This is a genomic window from Pseudomonas sp. UW4, assembly GCF_000316175.1.
Classification (GTDB): Bacteria; Pseudomonadota; Gammaproteobacteria; order Pseudomonadales; family Pseudomonadaceae; genus Aquipseudomonas; species Aquipseudomonas laurylsulfatiphila.
On the sequence record NC_019670.1, the window covers coordinates 2722425 to 2737554 of the forward strand.

The window sequence follows — 15130 nt, forward strand, 5'->3', positions numbered from 1 at the left end:
CCATGCGCTGGGTCTGCATTGTTTTCCCGCAATTGGCGCTGGACGCGGCATTGCGTCAGCGCGCCGATCCTGATGAACCCCTGGCGTTGCTGACCGGCCCGGCCCAGCGCCGGGTGCTGCAGGCCGTCAACACTGCGGCGCGGGCGCTGGGTTTGCGTCCCGGCCAGTCCATGAGCGCGGCACAGGCCTTGAGCAAGGGGTTTGCCACGGCTGAATACGACGCCAGTGAAATCGAGCGCTGGCAGCAGTTTCTCGCCGCCTGGGCCTATCGCTTCAGTTCCCAGGTCAGCGTGCATTACCCCCGGGCCGTGGTGTTCGAGATCGAGTCCAGCCTCGGCCTGTTCGGCGCCTGGCCGCAATTCGAAGCGCTTTTGCGCCGTGAGCTCGGCGAACTGGGGTTTCGGCACCGCATCGTGGCCGCGCCCAACCCGGTGGCGGCGCGGGTGCTGGCCAATGCCTATGACGGCCTGGTGGTACCGGATGATCAAGCCTTGCAGCATCACCTGGGGCAGATGCCCGTCGACCGGATCGGCCTCGAAGCACAGGTTGCCACGGCCTTGTCGCGCATGGGCCTGCGCACCTTGAGCCAGGTGCAGGCGTTGCCCCGACATAGCCTGGCCCGGCGTTTCGAGGCCCAGGTGCTCAAGCATCTGGATGCGTTGCTTGGCACGCGGCGGCTGGCGCTGGCGTTTTACCTGCCGCCGGACCGCTTCGATGTGCGTATCGAGCTCAATTTCGATGTGCAGTCCCATCAAGCCCTGCTGTTTCCGTTGCGCCGGTTGACGGGCGACCTGTCGGCGTTCCTGTGCGGTCGCGACAGCGGCGTACAGCGTTTCGACCTGCATCTGGAGCACGCCGGGTTGCCGGATACGCTGATCAAGGTCGGCCTGCTCAGCGCCGAGCGTGATCCGGCGATGCTCTTCGAACTGGCCCGGGGGCGGCTGGAGCAAGTCCAGGTCGAGGCGCCGGTGCGCGGTTTTCGCCTGTGTGCCGAGGATTTGCCGACCTTCGTGCCCCAGCATCAGGAACTGTTCGACGATCGCCCGCAGCAGTCCTTGCCCTGGGAGCAACTGCGCGAACGCCTGCGCGCACGGCTGGGGGATGACGCGGTGCATGGCTTGCGCTTCCAGGCCGATCATCGCCCCGAGTGCGCGTGGCAGGCCAGTGCCGACAGCCAGCCGTGCGCAGTGCTGGGCGCCGTGAAGCGGCCGGGCTGGCTGCTGACCGAGCCGCTGGCCGTGCACCAGGGTTCGGCGCGCATCCTCATGGGGCCGGAGCGTATCGAGTCCGGCTGGTGGGACGGTGACGACGTACGCCGTGACTATTACCTGATCGAAACCCGTGCCGGCCAACAGGGCTGGGCCTACCGGGCGGTCGGCGAGGACGGCCCGTTGTGGTTGCAGGGCTGGTTCGCATGAGCCGCGACTATGCCGAATTGCACTGCCTGTCGAACTTCAGCTTCCAGCGCGGTGCCTCCAGTGCCCTCGAGCTGTTCCAGCGCGCGAAAAAACAGGGTTACCAAGCCCTGGCGATCACCGACGAATGCACCCTGGCAGGCATCGTTCGTGCCTGGCAAGCGGCGAAGTCCGTGGAGTTGCCGCTGATCATCGGCAGTGAAATTCGCATCGAGAACGGTCCGAAACTGGTGCTGCTGGTGGAGAGCCTCGAGGGCTATCAGGCGCTGTGCCGATTGATCACCCGCGCCCGGCGCCGCACGCACAAAGGCCAGTATCAGGTGCTGCGCGAAGATTTCGGCGAACCGTTGCCGGGGCTGTTGGCGTTGTGGGTGCCGGACGCTGTCGATGCCTTTGCACAGGGCCACTGGCTCAAGCAGGTCTTCGGCGAACGCCTGTGGCTGGCGGTGCAGTTGCATTGCGGTCAGGACGATGGGCAACGCCTGAACGATTTGCTCATACTGGCTCGGGAACTGCGAATTCCCGCCGTGGCCAGTGGCGATGTGCACATGCACGCACGCGGGCGCCGGGCCTTGCAGGACACCATGACCGCGATCCGTCACCACCTGCCGGTGGCCGATGCCGGGTTGCGCCTGCATCCCAACGGCGAGCGCCATCTGCGTAGTCTCGATGTGCTGCAGGCGCTTTACCCACCAGACTTGCTGGCGCAAACGCTGGTCATTGCCCAGCGCTGCACCTTCGACCTCGGCCAGTTGCGTTATCAATACCCCCGCGAACTGGTGCCGCAAGGGCACTCGGCCACCTCGTGGCTGCGTCATTTGACCGAGGAAGGCATCGAGTGGCGCTGGCCAAAAGGGCCGAAAAACGAAGTGTTGGTGCAGATCGATAAAGAGCTGCAACTGATCGCCGAACTGGGCTATGAAAGTTATTTCCTGACGGTCCACGACATCGTCCGCTTTGCCCGCCAGCAACAGATTCTTTGTCAGGGGCGTGGTTCTGCGGCCAACTCGGCAGTGTGCTTCGCCCTGGGGATCACCGAAATCGATCCGGATCGCACCACGTTGCTGTTCGAGCGCTTTCTGTCCAGGGAACGTAACGAACCGCCGGACATCGACGTCGATTTCGAGCATGAACGCCGCGAAGAAGTCTTGCAGTACGTGTTCCTGCGTTATGGCCGGGCCCGCGCCGCGCTGACGGCGGTGGTCAGCACTTACCACGCCGCCGGTGCGGTACGGGATGTGGCCAAGGCCTTGGGCTTGCCGCCGGACCAGATCAACGCCCTGGCCGATTGCTGCGGTCACTGGAGCGATGAAACGCCCCCCGTCGAGCGCCTGCGTGAAGGTGGTTTTGACCCGCAGAGCCCGGTGCTGCACCGGGTGCTGAGCCTGACGGGGCAGTTGATCGGCTTCCCCCGGCATTTGTCCCAGCACCCCGGCGGTTTCGTGATTTCCGAGCAGCCGCTGGACAGTCTGGTGCCGGTGGAAAACGCCGCCATGGCCGAGCGCACCATCATCCAGTGGGACAAGGATGACCTCGACGCAGTGGGCCTGCTCAAGGTCGATATCCTGGCGCTGGGCATGCTCAGCGCGATTCGCCGATGTTTCGATCTGCTGCGCCGGCACCGGGGCCTGGACCTGAGCCTGGCGACCATCCCGCCCGAGGATGCGGCCACCTACGAAATGATCGGTCGGGCCGACACCATCGGCGTGTTCCAGATCGAGTCCCGGGCGCAGATGTCGATGTTGCCGAGGCTCAGGCCCAAGACGTTTTACGACCTGGTGATCGAGGTCGCCATCGTTCGGCCAGGGCCGATCCAGGGCGGCATGGTGCACCCGTACCTGCGGCGACGGAACAAGGAAGAGCCGGAGGCGTATCCGTCGCCGGAACTGGAAGTGGTGCTCAAGCGCACCCTTGGCGTGCCGCTGTTTCAGGAGCAGGTGATGCAGATCGCCATCGTCGCCGCCGACTACAGCCCCGGCGAGGCCGATCAGCTGCGCCGCTCCATGGCCGCCTGGAAACGCCACGGCGGGCTCGAACCGCACAAGGAGCGGCTGGCCGCCGGCATGAAGAAAAACGGCTACACCGCCGAGTTCGCCGCGCAGATCTTCGAGCAGATCAAGGGCTTTGGCAGCTACGGTTTCCCCGAGTCCCACGCCGCCAGCTTTGCCTTGCTGACTTACGCCAGTTGCTGGTTGAAATGCCACGAACCGGCGGCCTTTGCCTGTGCGCTGATCAACAGCTGGCCGATGGGGTTCTACAGCCCGGACCAGATTCTGCAGGATGTTCGGCGTCATCATTTGCAGGTTCGCCCGGTGGACGTGCGCGCCAGTGACTGGGATTGCAGCCTGGAACCGATCAGCGGTGCGCAACCGGCGCTTCGCTTGGGGCTACGCATGATCAAGGGCTTTCGCGAGGACGATGCCCGACGCATCGAAGCGGCCCGTTCGCAAGGCGCGTTCGCCGATATCGCCGACCTCGGCGAACGGGCACGGCTCGATGCCCGCGCCCAGGAGCAACTGGCCGATGCCGGCGCGTTGCGTGGCCTGGCCGGCGACCGCCACCGGGCGCGCTGGGAAGTGGCCGGGGTACAAAAGCAGCTGGGTTTGTTTGCCGGCCTGCCGAGCCAGGAGGAGGACGCGGTGGCGCTACCCAAACCCACCGTGGGCGAGGACCTGCAAGCCGATTACGCCAGTGTCGGCACCACCCTCGGGCCGCATCCGCTGACCCTGTTGCGTGGTGAGTTGAAGGCGCGGCGCTGCCGCAGTTCGAAAGAGTTGCTTGACGTCGAGCACGGTCGGCCGGTCAGCGTCGCCGGGCTGGTCACCGGCCGACAACGCCCGGCCACCGCCAGCGGCGTGACCTTCGTCACCCTCGAGGACGAGTTTGGCAACGTCAACGTGGTGGTGTGGCGCGACCTGGCCGAGCGCCAGCGCCAGGTGCTGGTCGGCTCGCAGCTGCTCAAGGTCGACGGGCGCTGGGAGAAGGAGGGCGAGGTCCGGCATCTGATAGCCGGGCGCTTGAGTGACCTGAGTGCGTTGCTCGATGGCATCACTGTGCGTAGCCGGGATTTTCACTGACGCCGCAAGCCTGTGGGAGCGAGCTTGCTCGCGATGACGGTTTTACAGTCAACATCTGCGCTGCCTGACAGACCGCTATCGCGAGCAAGCTCGCTCCCACAGGGTTTGTGTTAATGCCTGCTATTTGGCCAGTGGCCAAAACCGCTCGCCACCGCCCGGTGCATCCGTCCACGCCTGTAACGAGCGAGTCGGCAAATCGAAGTAATCCCGCGTGCGCGCATAGCCATGCCCACCCATGCGGCCGATCGCATCAAGCCCCAACTGATCGATGTACAGGGTTTTCGGGTCGATCAGTTCGTCACGCACATGCGCCATCAGCACTTCACCAAAGATGATCTCCCGGGATTGTCCGATGGACAGCGCCATCATCCGCCGGCACTCCAGCGCCACCGGGGCTTCGCCGATGCGCGGGCATTTGACCGTGGTGCCGGGGATGGCGGTGAGGCCGGCGGCGGTCAGTTCATCGAAGCCGGGGGCGAAGGGCACGGCACAGACGTTCATGGCCTCCACCAGCGCGTCGCTGACGATGTTCACGGTGAATTCCTGATTGAGCTGGATATTGCGGGTGGTGTCCTTGGGGCTTTGGTCGCCGTAATTTTCCACGCCAAGGGCGAGGATGGGCGGATCGGCCGACAGCGCATTGAAAAAGCTGAACGGCGCCGCGTTGACCCGGCCTTCGCCGTCGACGGTGGTGACCAGGGCAATCGGTCGTGGCACGACGCTGCCGATCAGAATCTTGTATTTGTCCCGTGGACTCAGTGTGCTGAAGTCAAAGCTTTGCATAGGCAGAATTCCCTAAAGGAGAGGCTCGATCGCGCTCAGTGGCGTCTGTGCGCTGTAGTCGTCGGCGAACGGGATGGCCGGCTGGAACAGGCTTTTCCAGTCCGGTTGGCCGAAGGCCCGGTCACTGTGGCTGCGCATCAGTTTTTCGAATTGGCGTTGGGCCTGGCGTTGCAGGGCGGGGTAGTCGACGCCCTCGACCTGGCCGTCCTGCATCACGCAGCGGCCATCGATGTAGCTGGCGATGCAGTCGTCGCCGCGACCGGCCAGTAGAAGATTTTTCAGCGGGTCGAACAAAGGCCCCAGGTGCATCCCGCGCAGGTTGAACACGCTGATGTCGGCCTTGCACCCCGGTGCCAGTCGGCCGAGATCGTCGCGGCCCAGGGCCCTGGCGCCGCCGAGGGTCGCGGCGTTATACATATCCAGTGTGCTGGTCAGCTCGTTGCCGCCCTCCATCAGTCGGGCGATGTTCAGGCCCTGGCGCATGTTGTCGAGCAAGTCCGCCGGCCAGGTGTCGGTACCGAGGGCGAAGTTGATGCCCTTGGCCCGATAGCGGCCAAACGAATTCAATGCCTCGCCGTCCCGGGCAAACACCACCGGGCAATGCACCAGGCTCGCGCCGCCATCCACCACACGTTGCAGGTCGTCATCGCCGTGGGTGTAGATGCCGTGGGGCAGCAGGCTGCGCGGGGTCAGCAGCCCAAGCTGCTGCAACCAGCCCAGCGGCGAGGTGCCGCGCAATTGCTCGACCATCGCCACTTCACCCAGGCCCTGGCAGCAGTGCAGGCGCATTGGTGCGTTCAGTTCCCGGCTCAGCGCGGCGGTGCGTTGCAGCAGCGCCGGGGTGCAGGTCTGGATGCGATCGGGCAGCAGCGCGCCGCGAATCAGGTCGTTGTGCGCGCCGTCGAAATCCCGGAAAAACCGATCGGCGGAATCGAGGCCGGCCATGCCCCGGGCTTCGTCCCAGTGGTGCGCCAGGCTGCCATCGGCGCGCCAGTAGCTCATGCCGCTCATGTAGCAAGGGCCCAGGTAAGTGCGCAGTCCCAACTCGGCCGCCACGCCGGCGACCGCCGCAAACTCGTCGTAGGTCTCGGCCCACTCGCGGTAATACATCGAGGTGATCGGCATGGCCGTGGTGATGCCGTTGCGGATCAGTTGCGTGAAGGCATAGCGGTATTTGAAGACTTCTTCTTCGGGGCTGTAACTTTCCCGCGATCCGCGCGCCAGATACTGTGCTGACCACATCCGGCCCATGTCGCGCTCGTCGCCGTTGTCCAGGGTCAGTACCGTGGAGTCGAGATCGCCAAGGGCATCCAGATCGATGAAGCCGGGGCCGATCAGCGCGTTGCCGTAATCGGTCCACTGATCTACCGGGCCCGGATAACCGCGCCCGACAAACTCGATGCGCGAGCCTTCGAACACCACTTCGCCGTCGCGCCACAGCACATGCTGCGTGCCGTCGAAGCCGACCACGCAACTGGCCCGCAAACCGATGCGCTTCACAGGCGGCTTTCCAGCAAACGACCACCCGCAGCGATCAAACGACCGGCGCGATAGACTTGACGCAGCGGTCGCGAAACCACCGCTTCACCCAACGTTTGCACGGGCATCAGCAGGAAGTCCGCCGGCTGGCCGACCTGCAGGCGATTGGCTGCGCAACCCAGTGCCTGGGCGCCGTTGACGGTCGCCGCCTCGAACGCCGCCGCCAGTTCTTCGTCCTTGTTCAAATCGAAACGGAACGCCAGCAGCATCGCGCGCTCCAGCATGTCGCCGTTGCCCATCGGCGACCATGCATCACGAATGCCGTCCGAGCCCAGGCACAGATTCACGCCGACTTCGCGCAGGGCCAGGAACGGCGGCACCGCGCAATCGGCCGGGGCCGAACTCATCAGCGAAATACCCAGTGTCGCCAGGCGCTCGGCCACCGGTTTGACCTGGCTCCATGGCAGCATGCCGAGGCAGTAGGCATGACTGATCATCACCTGGCCTTGGCGGCCGAAGCGCTCGGTGTAGTCGGCGATGAGCGCGATCTGCCACAGACCCAGCTCACCCTTGTCGTGCAGGTGAATGTCGACGCCACGGTCAAATTCGCTGGCCAGCTTGAAGACGAAATCCAGTTGGGCGATCGGGTCGTTGTCGATGCCGCACGGGTCCAGGCCACCGACGTTCTCCACGCCCAGGGCCATGGCTTCGCGCATCAGTTCGGCGGTGCCGGGGCGGCTGATCAGCCCGGTTTGCGGGAACACCACCAGTTGCAGGTCGATCAGGTCGCGGTATTGTTCGCGCAGTTGCTGCATGGCCTCGACATGCCGCAGGCCGAATTCCGGGTCGATGTCGACGTGGCAACGCATGGTCAGTGAGCCCCGGGCAATGCAGTTTTCCAGCAGGGCCCCGGCCCGTTGGGCGATGGGGGTGGTGACTTCGCGCAGGATGCGCCGTTCGTTGGCGATGTAGTCCTTGAGGGTCGGACCGGCGCTGTTGGGGCGCCAGGGCTGGCCCCAGAGGGTTTTGTCCAGGTGTACGTGGCTTTCCACCAGGGCGGGAGTGAGCAACTGATTCTGGCCGTCGATGTCGGTGGCGGACAGAGTTTCGATCGAGGCCGGACGGCGTTGGGTGAACCGGCCGTTTTCGATCAGCAGGTCTTCGGCGGGGGAGCCGTAGGGGCGCACGTTGCGCAGCCAGCGGGGTTGGGTCATACAAACCTCAAATTCGATGTTGTCTGGACGGGCGTCTTCGCGAGCAGGCTCGCTCCCACAATGGAATGCATTTCAAATGTGGGAGCGAGCCTGCTCGCGAAGGCCGCGACTCGGTTTCGGATCAGCCCTTGAGCTTCGCCCAGATCCGGTCCTGCAGTTCACGCGCCTTGTTGCTGCATTCCTTTTCAGGACGCAGGCGCGAGGCGAATTCGTCGGGCATGTTGATGGCATCCATCACCCGCCATTTGGCGTCGATCAGCTTGTCGCTCTGGATGCCGTTGGCGTAGGCGATGGCGTTGGACACGGCGGCGGCGTTTTCCGGTTTCATCATCCAGTCGATGAAAATCTTCGCGTTGCCGGGGTGGGGCGCGCTCTTGGGTACGGCGAAGTTGTCCTGGAACATGGCCAGGCCTTCCTTCGGATACACGTACTTGATGGTGCTCTTCTGCAGGGTGGCCCGCGCTGTAGACCCGTTCCAGTTCTGCATCATGATCACTTCACCGGAGGCCATGCGGTCGACGGTGTTGTCCGAGCTGTACATCTTCAGGAAGGGTTTCTGTTTTTGCAGCAGTTCGAGGATGCGCTTGGCGTCCTGCGGGTTTTCGCTGCACTCGTCGACATTCAGGTAGTGGCTGGCGGCGTTGATCACGCTGCTGGAGGTGTCGAGGGCGGCGAGCTGGCCTTGCAGTTCCTTGCGTGGCTCGAAGAACTCTTTCCACGAGTCATCGAGCTTGCCGCCGGGCACCCGGGCGCTGTCATAGGAGAACCCGGTGGTGCCCCACAGGTACGGTGCCGAGAACTTGCGGCCCGGGTCGAAGCTCGGGTCGCGGAATGCCGGCTTGACGTACTGGAAGTTGGGCAGGGCCGAGGCGTCGATTTCCAGCAGCAGGTTCTGGTTGATCAAAGTGCGCATGATCGATTGCGACGGCACGATCACGTCGTACGCCGCGCCGCCGGCCTGCAATTTGGCCAGCAGGGTTTCGTTGCTGTCGTAGCCGTCCATGGTGACCTTGATGCCGGTCTCCTTTTCGAACTTGGCCAGCAGGTCGACCGGGTAGTAATCGGTCCAGTTGTAGAAGAACAGCTCCTTGGGCTCGGCGGCCTGGGCGCTGGACGCAGCGAACGCGGTGAAGCAACTCAAGGCCAGACCGGCAACGGCGAAACCGGCAGCAGCAAAACGGGGGCTTTTCACTTTCTTGCTCATAAAGAAGTCTCTAGGCTCATTGTTGTTTGCCGCGCTGTCCCAGCCAGAAGGCCAGCACTACCAGCACGATGGATATCACCAGCATCAGGGTCGAAATCGCATTGATCTCCGGCGTCACGCCGGCCTTGATCGCCGAGAAGATGTACACCGGCAAGGTGGTCGAACCCGGCCCTGCGACGAAGAAGGTCATGATGAAATCGTCGAGGCTGACCACGAACGCCAGCACCGAACCGGACAGCACCGCCGGCCACAGCAGCGGCAAGGTCACCCGGCGAAACACCTGCCAGGGGTTGGCGTACAGGTCGTTCGCCGCTTCCAGCAGGCTCTTGTCCAGGTCATTGAGCCGCGCGCGGATCGGCAGGTAGGCAAAGGGGATGCAAAAGCCGATGTGGGCGACGATTACCGTCAGCAGGCCGAGCTTGATTCCCAGTGCCATGAACAGCAGCAGGGTGGCCACGGCCGTGACGATCTCCGGCAGGATCAGCGGCAGGTTGATCCCGCCTTCGACCATTTTCTGTCCGTAGAACGGCCGGTACGTCGCCAGCGCCGCGAGCAGGGCAATCGCCGTGGCGCAGACCGTGGCGATGCTGGCGACGATGATCGAGTTCAATGCCGCGGTCTGGATCGACGGGTTGGCCAGGATGCGTCCGTACCAGGCAAACGAGAACTCGGTCCACACCGTCGCCGAACGGTTGGCGTTGAAGCTGTAGGCGATCAGCACGAAGATCGGCAGGTACAGATAGGCCAGCATCAACAGGCTGACTTCACGGGTCAGCGGCAGTTTCTTCAGGTGCAGGGCAATCATGCTTGGGCTCCTGGGCGTTGGGTCTTGGCGGCATTGCGGCTATAGAGGGCGTAGAGCACCAGGGACAGCAACATGATCCCCAGCAGCAGGAACGACAGCGAACTGCCCAGCGGCCAGTTGCGCGCGGTGCCGAACTGCTGCTGGATCAGGTTGCCGATCATCAGCGTCTTGCCGCCACCGAGGATCGCCGGGGTAATGAAGGCACCCAGGCTCGGCACGAACACCAGCAAGGCACCGGCAATCACCCCCGGCATCGACAGCGGCAGGATGATCCGCCGCAACGCATGCCAGCGATTGGCGCCCAGGTCATAGGCGGCTTCCACCAGACGCCAGTCGAGTTTCTCCAGGGTCGAGTAGATCGGCAGGATCATGAACGGCAGGAAGCTGTAGACCAGGCCGACGCTGACCGCGAAGTCGTTGTAGAGCAGGGTGATGCCGCCGGCCTGGGGGAACAGCGCGTTGAGGCTCTGGGCGACCCAGCCGTGTTCGCGCAGGATGATCAGCCAGGCATAGTTGCGAATCAGCAGGTTGGTCCAGAACGGGATGGTGATCAGCAACACCATCAGGTTGCGTCGGCGCGGTGTCAGGCTCGACATCCACAACGCCACCGGGAAGCCGAACAGGAAGCACAGGACCGTGGTGCCGCCGGCCTGGAACACCGAGCGCAACAACGCCTGGGCGTAGACCCAGTTCAACTCCAGTTCGCCGTCGAAACCTTCCTGGAAGAACAGCTGCACATAACTTTGCAATTGCCAGTCGGCCTGCCAGTCGACGCCGCCATAGACGTTGCGCGGCAACAGGCTGATGTAGCCCATGATGCCCAGCGGAATGGCGATCAGGGCCAACAGGGTCAGGACAACCGGGCTGAGCAACAGCGCGCGGTTGAGGGCAGGGGAAGTGCTGCTGACGCTCATCTCAGGCCTCCATCAGCAGGCAGGCGTGGGGCGGCAGGTTGACCGCGACGCGATCACCCACCACCCGCCCGTGGTTCAGGCCTTCGTTGTTCTCGCGCAGCATGACCTTGATGTCGTTGTTCAGGCGGCACTGATAGAGCGTGGCCGTGCCGACGTACAGCACGGCCTCGATCACGCCGCGCAGGTGATGGGGCTGCGACGGCTCAACCAGTTGCGAACGCTCGGGGCGGAACGCCAGTTGCACCTTGCTGCCGTCAAAGCCCTGGGCCGGGCAGGGGATTTCCACGGGCATGCCGTTGGGCACGAAGAGCTTTTCGTTCTGCTGGCCGCGCTTGAGGTGCCCGGGGAGGAAGTTGATGTCGCCGATGAATTGCGCGACGAACTGGTGCTGCGGACGCTCGTAGATTTCGTTGGGCGTGCCGATTTGCAGGATCTTGCCGGCGGACATCACGGCAATGCGATCGGACAGGGTCAGCGCTTCTTCCTGATCGTGGGTGACGAAAATGAAGGTGATCCCGGCTTCTTTTTGCACGCGCTTGAGTTCGACCTGCATTTCCTTGCGCAGCTTGAGGTCGAGCGCCGACAGCGGCTCATCGAGCAACAGCACTTTCGGTTTCGGCGCCAGGGCCCGGGCCAGAGCCACCCGTTGCTGTTGGCCGCCGGACAATTCGGCCGGTTTGCGTTTGGCCAGGTGCTGCATTTGCACCAGCGCGAGCATTTCCTCGACCCGCTGCGGGATCAGTTTGCGATCAAGGCCCTGCATCTCGAGGCCGAAGGCGATATTCTGCGCAACACTCATGTGCGGAAACAGCGCGTAACTCTGGAACACCGTGTTGACCCGACGCTTGAACGGCGGCAAATCGTTGACCGGCTCGCCCGCGAGGCGGATCTCACCGTCGCTGACGTGTTCGAAGCCGGCAATGGTGCGCAGCAGGGTGGTCTTGCCACAGCCGGAGGGGCCGAGCAGGGTGAAGAATTCGTTGTCGGCGATGTCGACAGAAACATTGTCGAGGGCTGGCGCCAGCCCAGGGTCGTCGGAATATCGCTTGGAGACGTTTCGCACTTCAATTGCAACTGGATGACCCATAATGGTGCATTCCTCTAATTATTGTATGCAAAATCTGGATGCAATTTAGAAATACCCGGATTAACCTGCTCGTGCAAGCCCCTTTTTCAAAGGCTGATCATTCGCCAGGGTTGTTTGCACAGGGCGCAAGGAGTTGATGAATGACGGAAAAGAAACTGGAAACCACGGTCGACCGCGTCTACCAAGGGGTTTACGAGGCGATCAGCAAGCGTTCGTTGCGTCCGGGGATGAAGCTGGGCGAAGCCTCGCTGGCCGAGCTGTTCAACGTCAGCCGCACGTCTGTGCGGGCTGCGCTCAAGCAGTTGGAGGCCGATGGCTTGGTCACCACCGAGCCTAATAAAGGTGCATCGGTGTCATTGCCCAGTGACGAGGAGATCCGCTCGCTGTTCGAAACCCGGCGTCTGGTCGAGATCGGTATCGTCAGTGAACTGTGCCGTCGCCGTGATACGGCGGTGACCCAGGATCTGCGCGATCACCTGCTGCTGGAAGATGAAGCACATCAAAGCGGTGATCACGAACGGCTGATTCACCTGCTCGGCGAGTTCCATATCAAACTGGCCCGCAGCCTGAACAATCCGGTATTGCTCGACTGGTTCCAGAAGCTGATTTCCCGGGCCTCGCTGTATGCCGCCGCACTGGATGACGACAGCCACGAAGCCTGTCGCGACGATGAACACCTGCGATTGATCGAGTACATCGAAGCGGGCAACCAGAGCGCGGCCATCGAGCTGACCTGCATGCATTTGAATGGCATCGAGAAGGCCATTCTCGATGTCGCGGCGACCCTGAAAAGCAGTTACAACCCGCTCAAGCATTTGATTGAGGTGTAGTGCACGGTCTCTCGGTTACTGAGGACCAAAGTGTGGGGATCTCCGGTAGCCCGCCAGAATCAGCTATACCTCTATGAAACGAATCGCGTGCAGCATGCTCGAAACAAACGGGTGCCATTTACCGGGATAGAGCCAGCCGATGCAGTTTCTAGCGGATAGCCACGGGTGTGCCGGGTGGAGCGGCGAAATGGCCGGGCGCATTCGTGCGTTCGACTGGAGCCGGACCGAACTTGGCCCGCTCGACTCATGGTCCAGGAGCCTGAGCAGCGCGGTGCAGTTGATGCTCGCCTCGCCACTGCCGATGGTGATGCTCTGGGGCCAGTCCGGGTACATGATCTATAACGACGCTTATTCCAAGTTTGCCGGTGGGCGTCATCCGTACCTGCTCGGCTCCGCCGTGGAACTGGGTTGGCCCGAGGTCGCCGAATTCAATCGCCACGTGGTCGACACCTGCCTGGCGGGCGGCACCTTGTCCTATCGCAACAAAGAACTGGTGCTGCTGCGTGACGGGGTTCCGGAAGATGTCTGGATGGACCTCTACTACAGCCCGGTAGCCGACGATGACGGACGCCCGGCCGGGGTCATGGCCATGGTGGTGGAAACCACGGATCGGGTGATCTCCGAACGTCGGCGACAGGCGGCTGAAAACGCCTACCGCGCCGACAACGAACGGGTGCGCCTGGCGCTGAACGCCGGTGCATTGCTCGGCTCTTTTGTCTGGGACATCAAGGCCAACGTGCTGTCGGGCGATGAGCGTTTTGCCCGCACGTTTTCCTATCCCCTCGGGCAAGACCTGGAAAACCTGTCCCAGGAAATCGCAGAAAGCCGCATCCATCCAGACGACCGCAGCTGGGTCCGGGAACGCGTCAAATTGTCGGTGGAGACGGGCGAGCCCTATAACGTCGAATACCGGATCCGGCGCCCCGACGGCAGTTACCTCTGGGTACTCGCCAGTGGCTGTTGCGAGTTCAATGAACAGGGCGAGGCGTTTCGTTTCCCCGGCGTGCTGATCGACATCCACGAACGCAAGACCGCCGAAGAGTCCCTGCTCAAGTTCACCCGCAACCTGGAGCACCGGGTGGCCGACGAGGTCGAGGCGCGGCTGGCGGCGGAAGAACAATTGCGCCAGTCACAGAAGCTGGAAGCCATCGGCGGCCTCACCGGCGGTGTGGCCCATGACTTCAACAACCTGTTGCAAGTGATCGCCGGTAACCTGCACTTGCTGGCGCGCCATGAGCGGGGTAACGCCAATGTGCAGCGCCGGGTTTCGGCGTCGATTGCCGCTGTCGAGCGCGGTGCCAAGCTGTCCTCGCAATTGCTGGCATTCGCCCGCCGCCAACCCTTGTCGCCCGCGGTCTTCACATTGCGGCAGATTTTCGATGGCCTGGCGGAGTTGTTGCTGCGTGCCCTGGGTGAAACCCTTCAGGTTCACATGACGGCACCCGAAGATTCGTGGAATGTGTTTGTTGATCGCAACCAACTGGAAAACGCCATTCTCAATCTGGCGATCAATGCCCGTGACGCCCTTCAAGGCGAGGGCAGGATTGACCTGTGCGCGGAAAACCTCGTCCTCGATCGCAAGTTTTGCGCCGGTAGGGGCATTGCCCCGGGGGACTATGTGCGGGTGTCCGTGACGGATACCGGCGTCGGCATGCCGCCGCAGGTGCTGGCCCAGGTGTTCGAGCCATTCTTCACCACCAAGGCCGACGGGCAGGGCACCGGATTGGGCTTGAGCATGGTGTTTGGCTTCGTCAAGCAGAGTGGCGGTCATATCGAAATCGCCAGTGACGTGGGGGCGGGGACCCGGGTGCAGTTGTACTTTCCGCGCACCTTGCGCGCGGTACCCAGTGAAACGCCGGGCCCCGATATGCCGCAACGGGGTGGGCACGAGCGCATCCTGGTGGTCGAGGACAATGAGGCCGTGAGAGTGTCGGCGGTGGAGTTGTTGTGCGAGGAGGGCTATCAAGTCCTCACGGCCACCAACGCAGACGCTGCCATGCAAATGTTGCTGGAAGGGGTGACGGTGGACCTGATATTCACCGACGTGGTCATGCCCGGCCTGATCAAGAGTTCGGACCTGGCGGCATGGGCGAAGGTGCAGGAGCCGCCGGTGGCGGTGCTGTTCACTTCGGGGCATACCCGCGACATCATCTCGCGCAATCATCAGCTTAGCCCGGATACCCATTTGCTCAGCAAACCCTACAGTCCTGACGCGTTGACGCAAATGGTGCGGACAGTTCTTGGCGGCTGACACAATTCCCTGTGGGGGCGGCGGTGCGGCGATCCGACTTGCTCGCGAGGAGGCCGGTACATCCAATAGAG

General features: G+C 63.1%; 11 protein-coding genes. 4 read left to right on the forward strand and 7 right to left on the reverse strand.

Features of this window, described 5'->3' with window-relative positions:
- Positions 1-2 precede the first annotated feature (2 nt).
- Together PPUTUW4_RS11855 and PPUTUW4_RS11860 are read left to right on the forward strand one after the other, a co-directional pair.
- Positions 3-1418, forward strand: coding sequence for a DNA polymerase Y family protein (locus tag PPUTUW4_RS11855; protein ID WP_015094865.1), 1416 nt, complete (start codon positions 3-5; stop codon positions 1416-1418).
- Complete coding sequence (locus PPUTUW4_RS11860) at positions 1394-4492, forward strand: error-prone DNA polymerase (protein WP_227698125.1); 3099 nt, start codon at positions 1394-1396, stop codon at positions 4490-4492. Before PPUTUW4_RS11855 ends, PPUTUW4_RS11860 begins: the two co-directional genes overlap by 25 nt.
- Positions 4493-4612: 120 nt before the next feature.
- Here PPUTUW4_RS11860 and PPUTUW4_RS11865 read toward each other — a convergent pair whose 3' ends face one another.
- From PPUTUW4_RS11865 to PPUTUW4_RS11895, 7 genes are all read right to left on the reverse strand, one after another.
- The gene (locus tag PPUTUW4_RS11865) at positions 4613-5275 is read right to left on the reverse strand and encodes a flavin reductase family protein (RefSeq protein ID WP_007995928.1); all 663 of its coding nucleotides are present in this window, start codon (positions 5273-5275) and stop codon (positions 4613-4615) included.
- A gap of 12 nt (positions 5276-5287) precedes the next feature.
- The gene (locus tag PPUTUW4_RS11870) at positions 5288-6775 is read right to left on the reverse strand and encodes an amidohydrolase family protein (RefSeq protein ID WP_015094867.1); all 1488 of its coding nucleotides are present in this window, start codon (positions 6773-6775) and stop codon (positions 5288-5290) included.
- Positions 6772-7968, reverse strand: a complete 1197-nt coding sequence (locus PPUTUW4_RS11875) for an amidohydrolase family protein (RefSeq protein WP_015094868.1) — start codon at positions 7966-7968, stop codon at positions 6772-6774. Before PPUTUW4_RS11875 ends, PPUTUW4_RS11870 begins: the two co-directional genes overlap by 4 nt.
- A 121-nt stretch (positions 7969-8089) precedes the next feature.
- Complete coding sequence (locus tag PPUTUW4_RS11880; RefSeq protein ID WP_015094869.1) at positions 8090-9172, reverse strand: extracellular solute-binding protein; 1083 nt, start codon at positions 9170-9172, stop codon at positions 8090-8092.
- A 16-nt stretch (positions 9173-9188) separates the two neighbouring features.
- On the reverse strand, positions 9189-9977 hold the full coding sequence (locus PPUTUW4_RS11885; RefSeq protein ID WP_007995935.1) for an ABC transporter permease: 789 nt from the start codon (positions 9975-9977) through the stop codon (positions 9189-9191).
- Entirely contained in the window at positions 9974-10891 is a 918-nt protein-coding gene (locus PPUTUW4_RS11890; RefSeq protein ID WP_015094870.1) for an ABC transporter permease, read from the reverse strand. Before PPUTUW4_RS11890 ends, PPUTUW4_RS11885 begins: the two co-directional genes overlap by 4 nt.
- Before the next feature lies 1 nt (position 10892).
- On the reverse strand, positions 10893-11978 hold the full coding sequence (locus PPUTUW4_RS11895) for an ABC transporter ATP-binding protein (protein ID WP_015094871.1): 1086 nt from the start codon (positions 11976-11978) through the stop codon (positions 10893-10895).
- 140 nt (positions 11979-12118) lie between these two features.
- On the opposite strand from PPUTUW4_RS11895, the gene PPUTUW4_RS11900 reads away from it, so the two are divergent.
- Both PPUTUW4_RS11900 and PPUTUW4_RS11905 read left to right on the forward strand, forming a co-directional pair.
- Positions 12119-12808, forward strand: a complete 690-nt coding sequence (locus PPUTUW4_RS11900; RefSeq protein ID WP_007973313.1) for a GntR family transcriptional regulator — start codon at positions 12119-12121, stop codon at positions 12806-12808.
- A gap of 139 nt (positions 12809-12947) precedes the next feature.
- The gene (locus PPUTUW4_RS11905; protein ID WP_041474851.1) at positions 12948-15059 is read left to right on the forward strand and encodes an ATP-binding protein; all 2112 of its coding nucleotides are present in this window, start codon (positions 12948-12950) and stop codon (positions 15057-15059) included.
- The last annotated feature ends 71 nt before the right edge of the window (positions 15060-15130 follow it).

Excerpts from the sequence above, each read along its gene's own strand:
- PPUTUW4_RS11895 (WP_015094871.1), bottom strand. The coding sequence starts at position 11,978 with ATGGGTCATCCAGTTGCAATTGAAGTGCGAAACGTCTCCAAGCGATAT.
- PPUTUW4_RS11855 (WP_015094865.1), top strand. The coding sequence starts at position 3 with ATGCGCTGGGTCTGCATTGTTTTCCCGCAATTGGCGCTGGACGCGGCA.
- PPUTUW4_RS11885 (WP_007995935.1), bottom strand. The coding sequence starts at position 9,977 with ATGATTGCCCTGCACCTGAAGAAACTGCCGCTGACCCGTGAAGTCAGC.
- PPUTUW4_RS11900 (WP_007973313.1), top strand. The coding sequence starts at position 12,119 with ATGACGGAAAAGAAACTGGAAACCACGGTCGACCGCGTCTACCAAGGG.
- PPUTUW4_RS11865 (WP_007995928.1), bottom strand. The coding sequence starts at position 5,275 with ATGCAAAGCTTTGACTTCAGCACACTGAGTCCACGGGACAAATACAAG.
- PPUTUW4_RS11880 (WP_015094869.1), bottom strand. The coding sequence starts at position 9,172 with ATGAGCAAGAAAGTGAAAAGCCCCCGTTTTGCTGCTGCCGGTTTCGCC.
- PPUTUW4_RS11905 (WP_041474851.1), top strand. The coding sequence starts at position 12,948 with ATGCAGTTTCTAGCGGATAGCCACGGGTGTGCCGGGTGGAGCGGCGAA.
- PPUTUW4_RS11890 (WP_015094870.1), bottom strand. The coding sequence starts at position 10,891 with ATGAGCGTCAGCAGCACTTCCCCTGCCCTCAACCGCGCGCTGTTGCTC.
- PPUTUW4_RS11875 (WP_015094868.1), bottom strand. The coding sequence starts at position 7,968 with ATGACCCAACCCCGCTGGCTGCGCAACGTGCGCCCCTACGGCTCCCCC.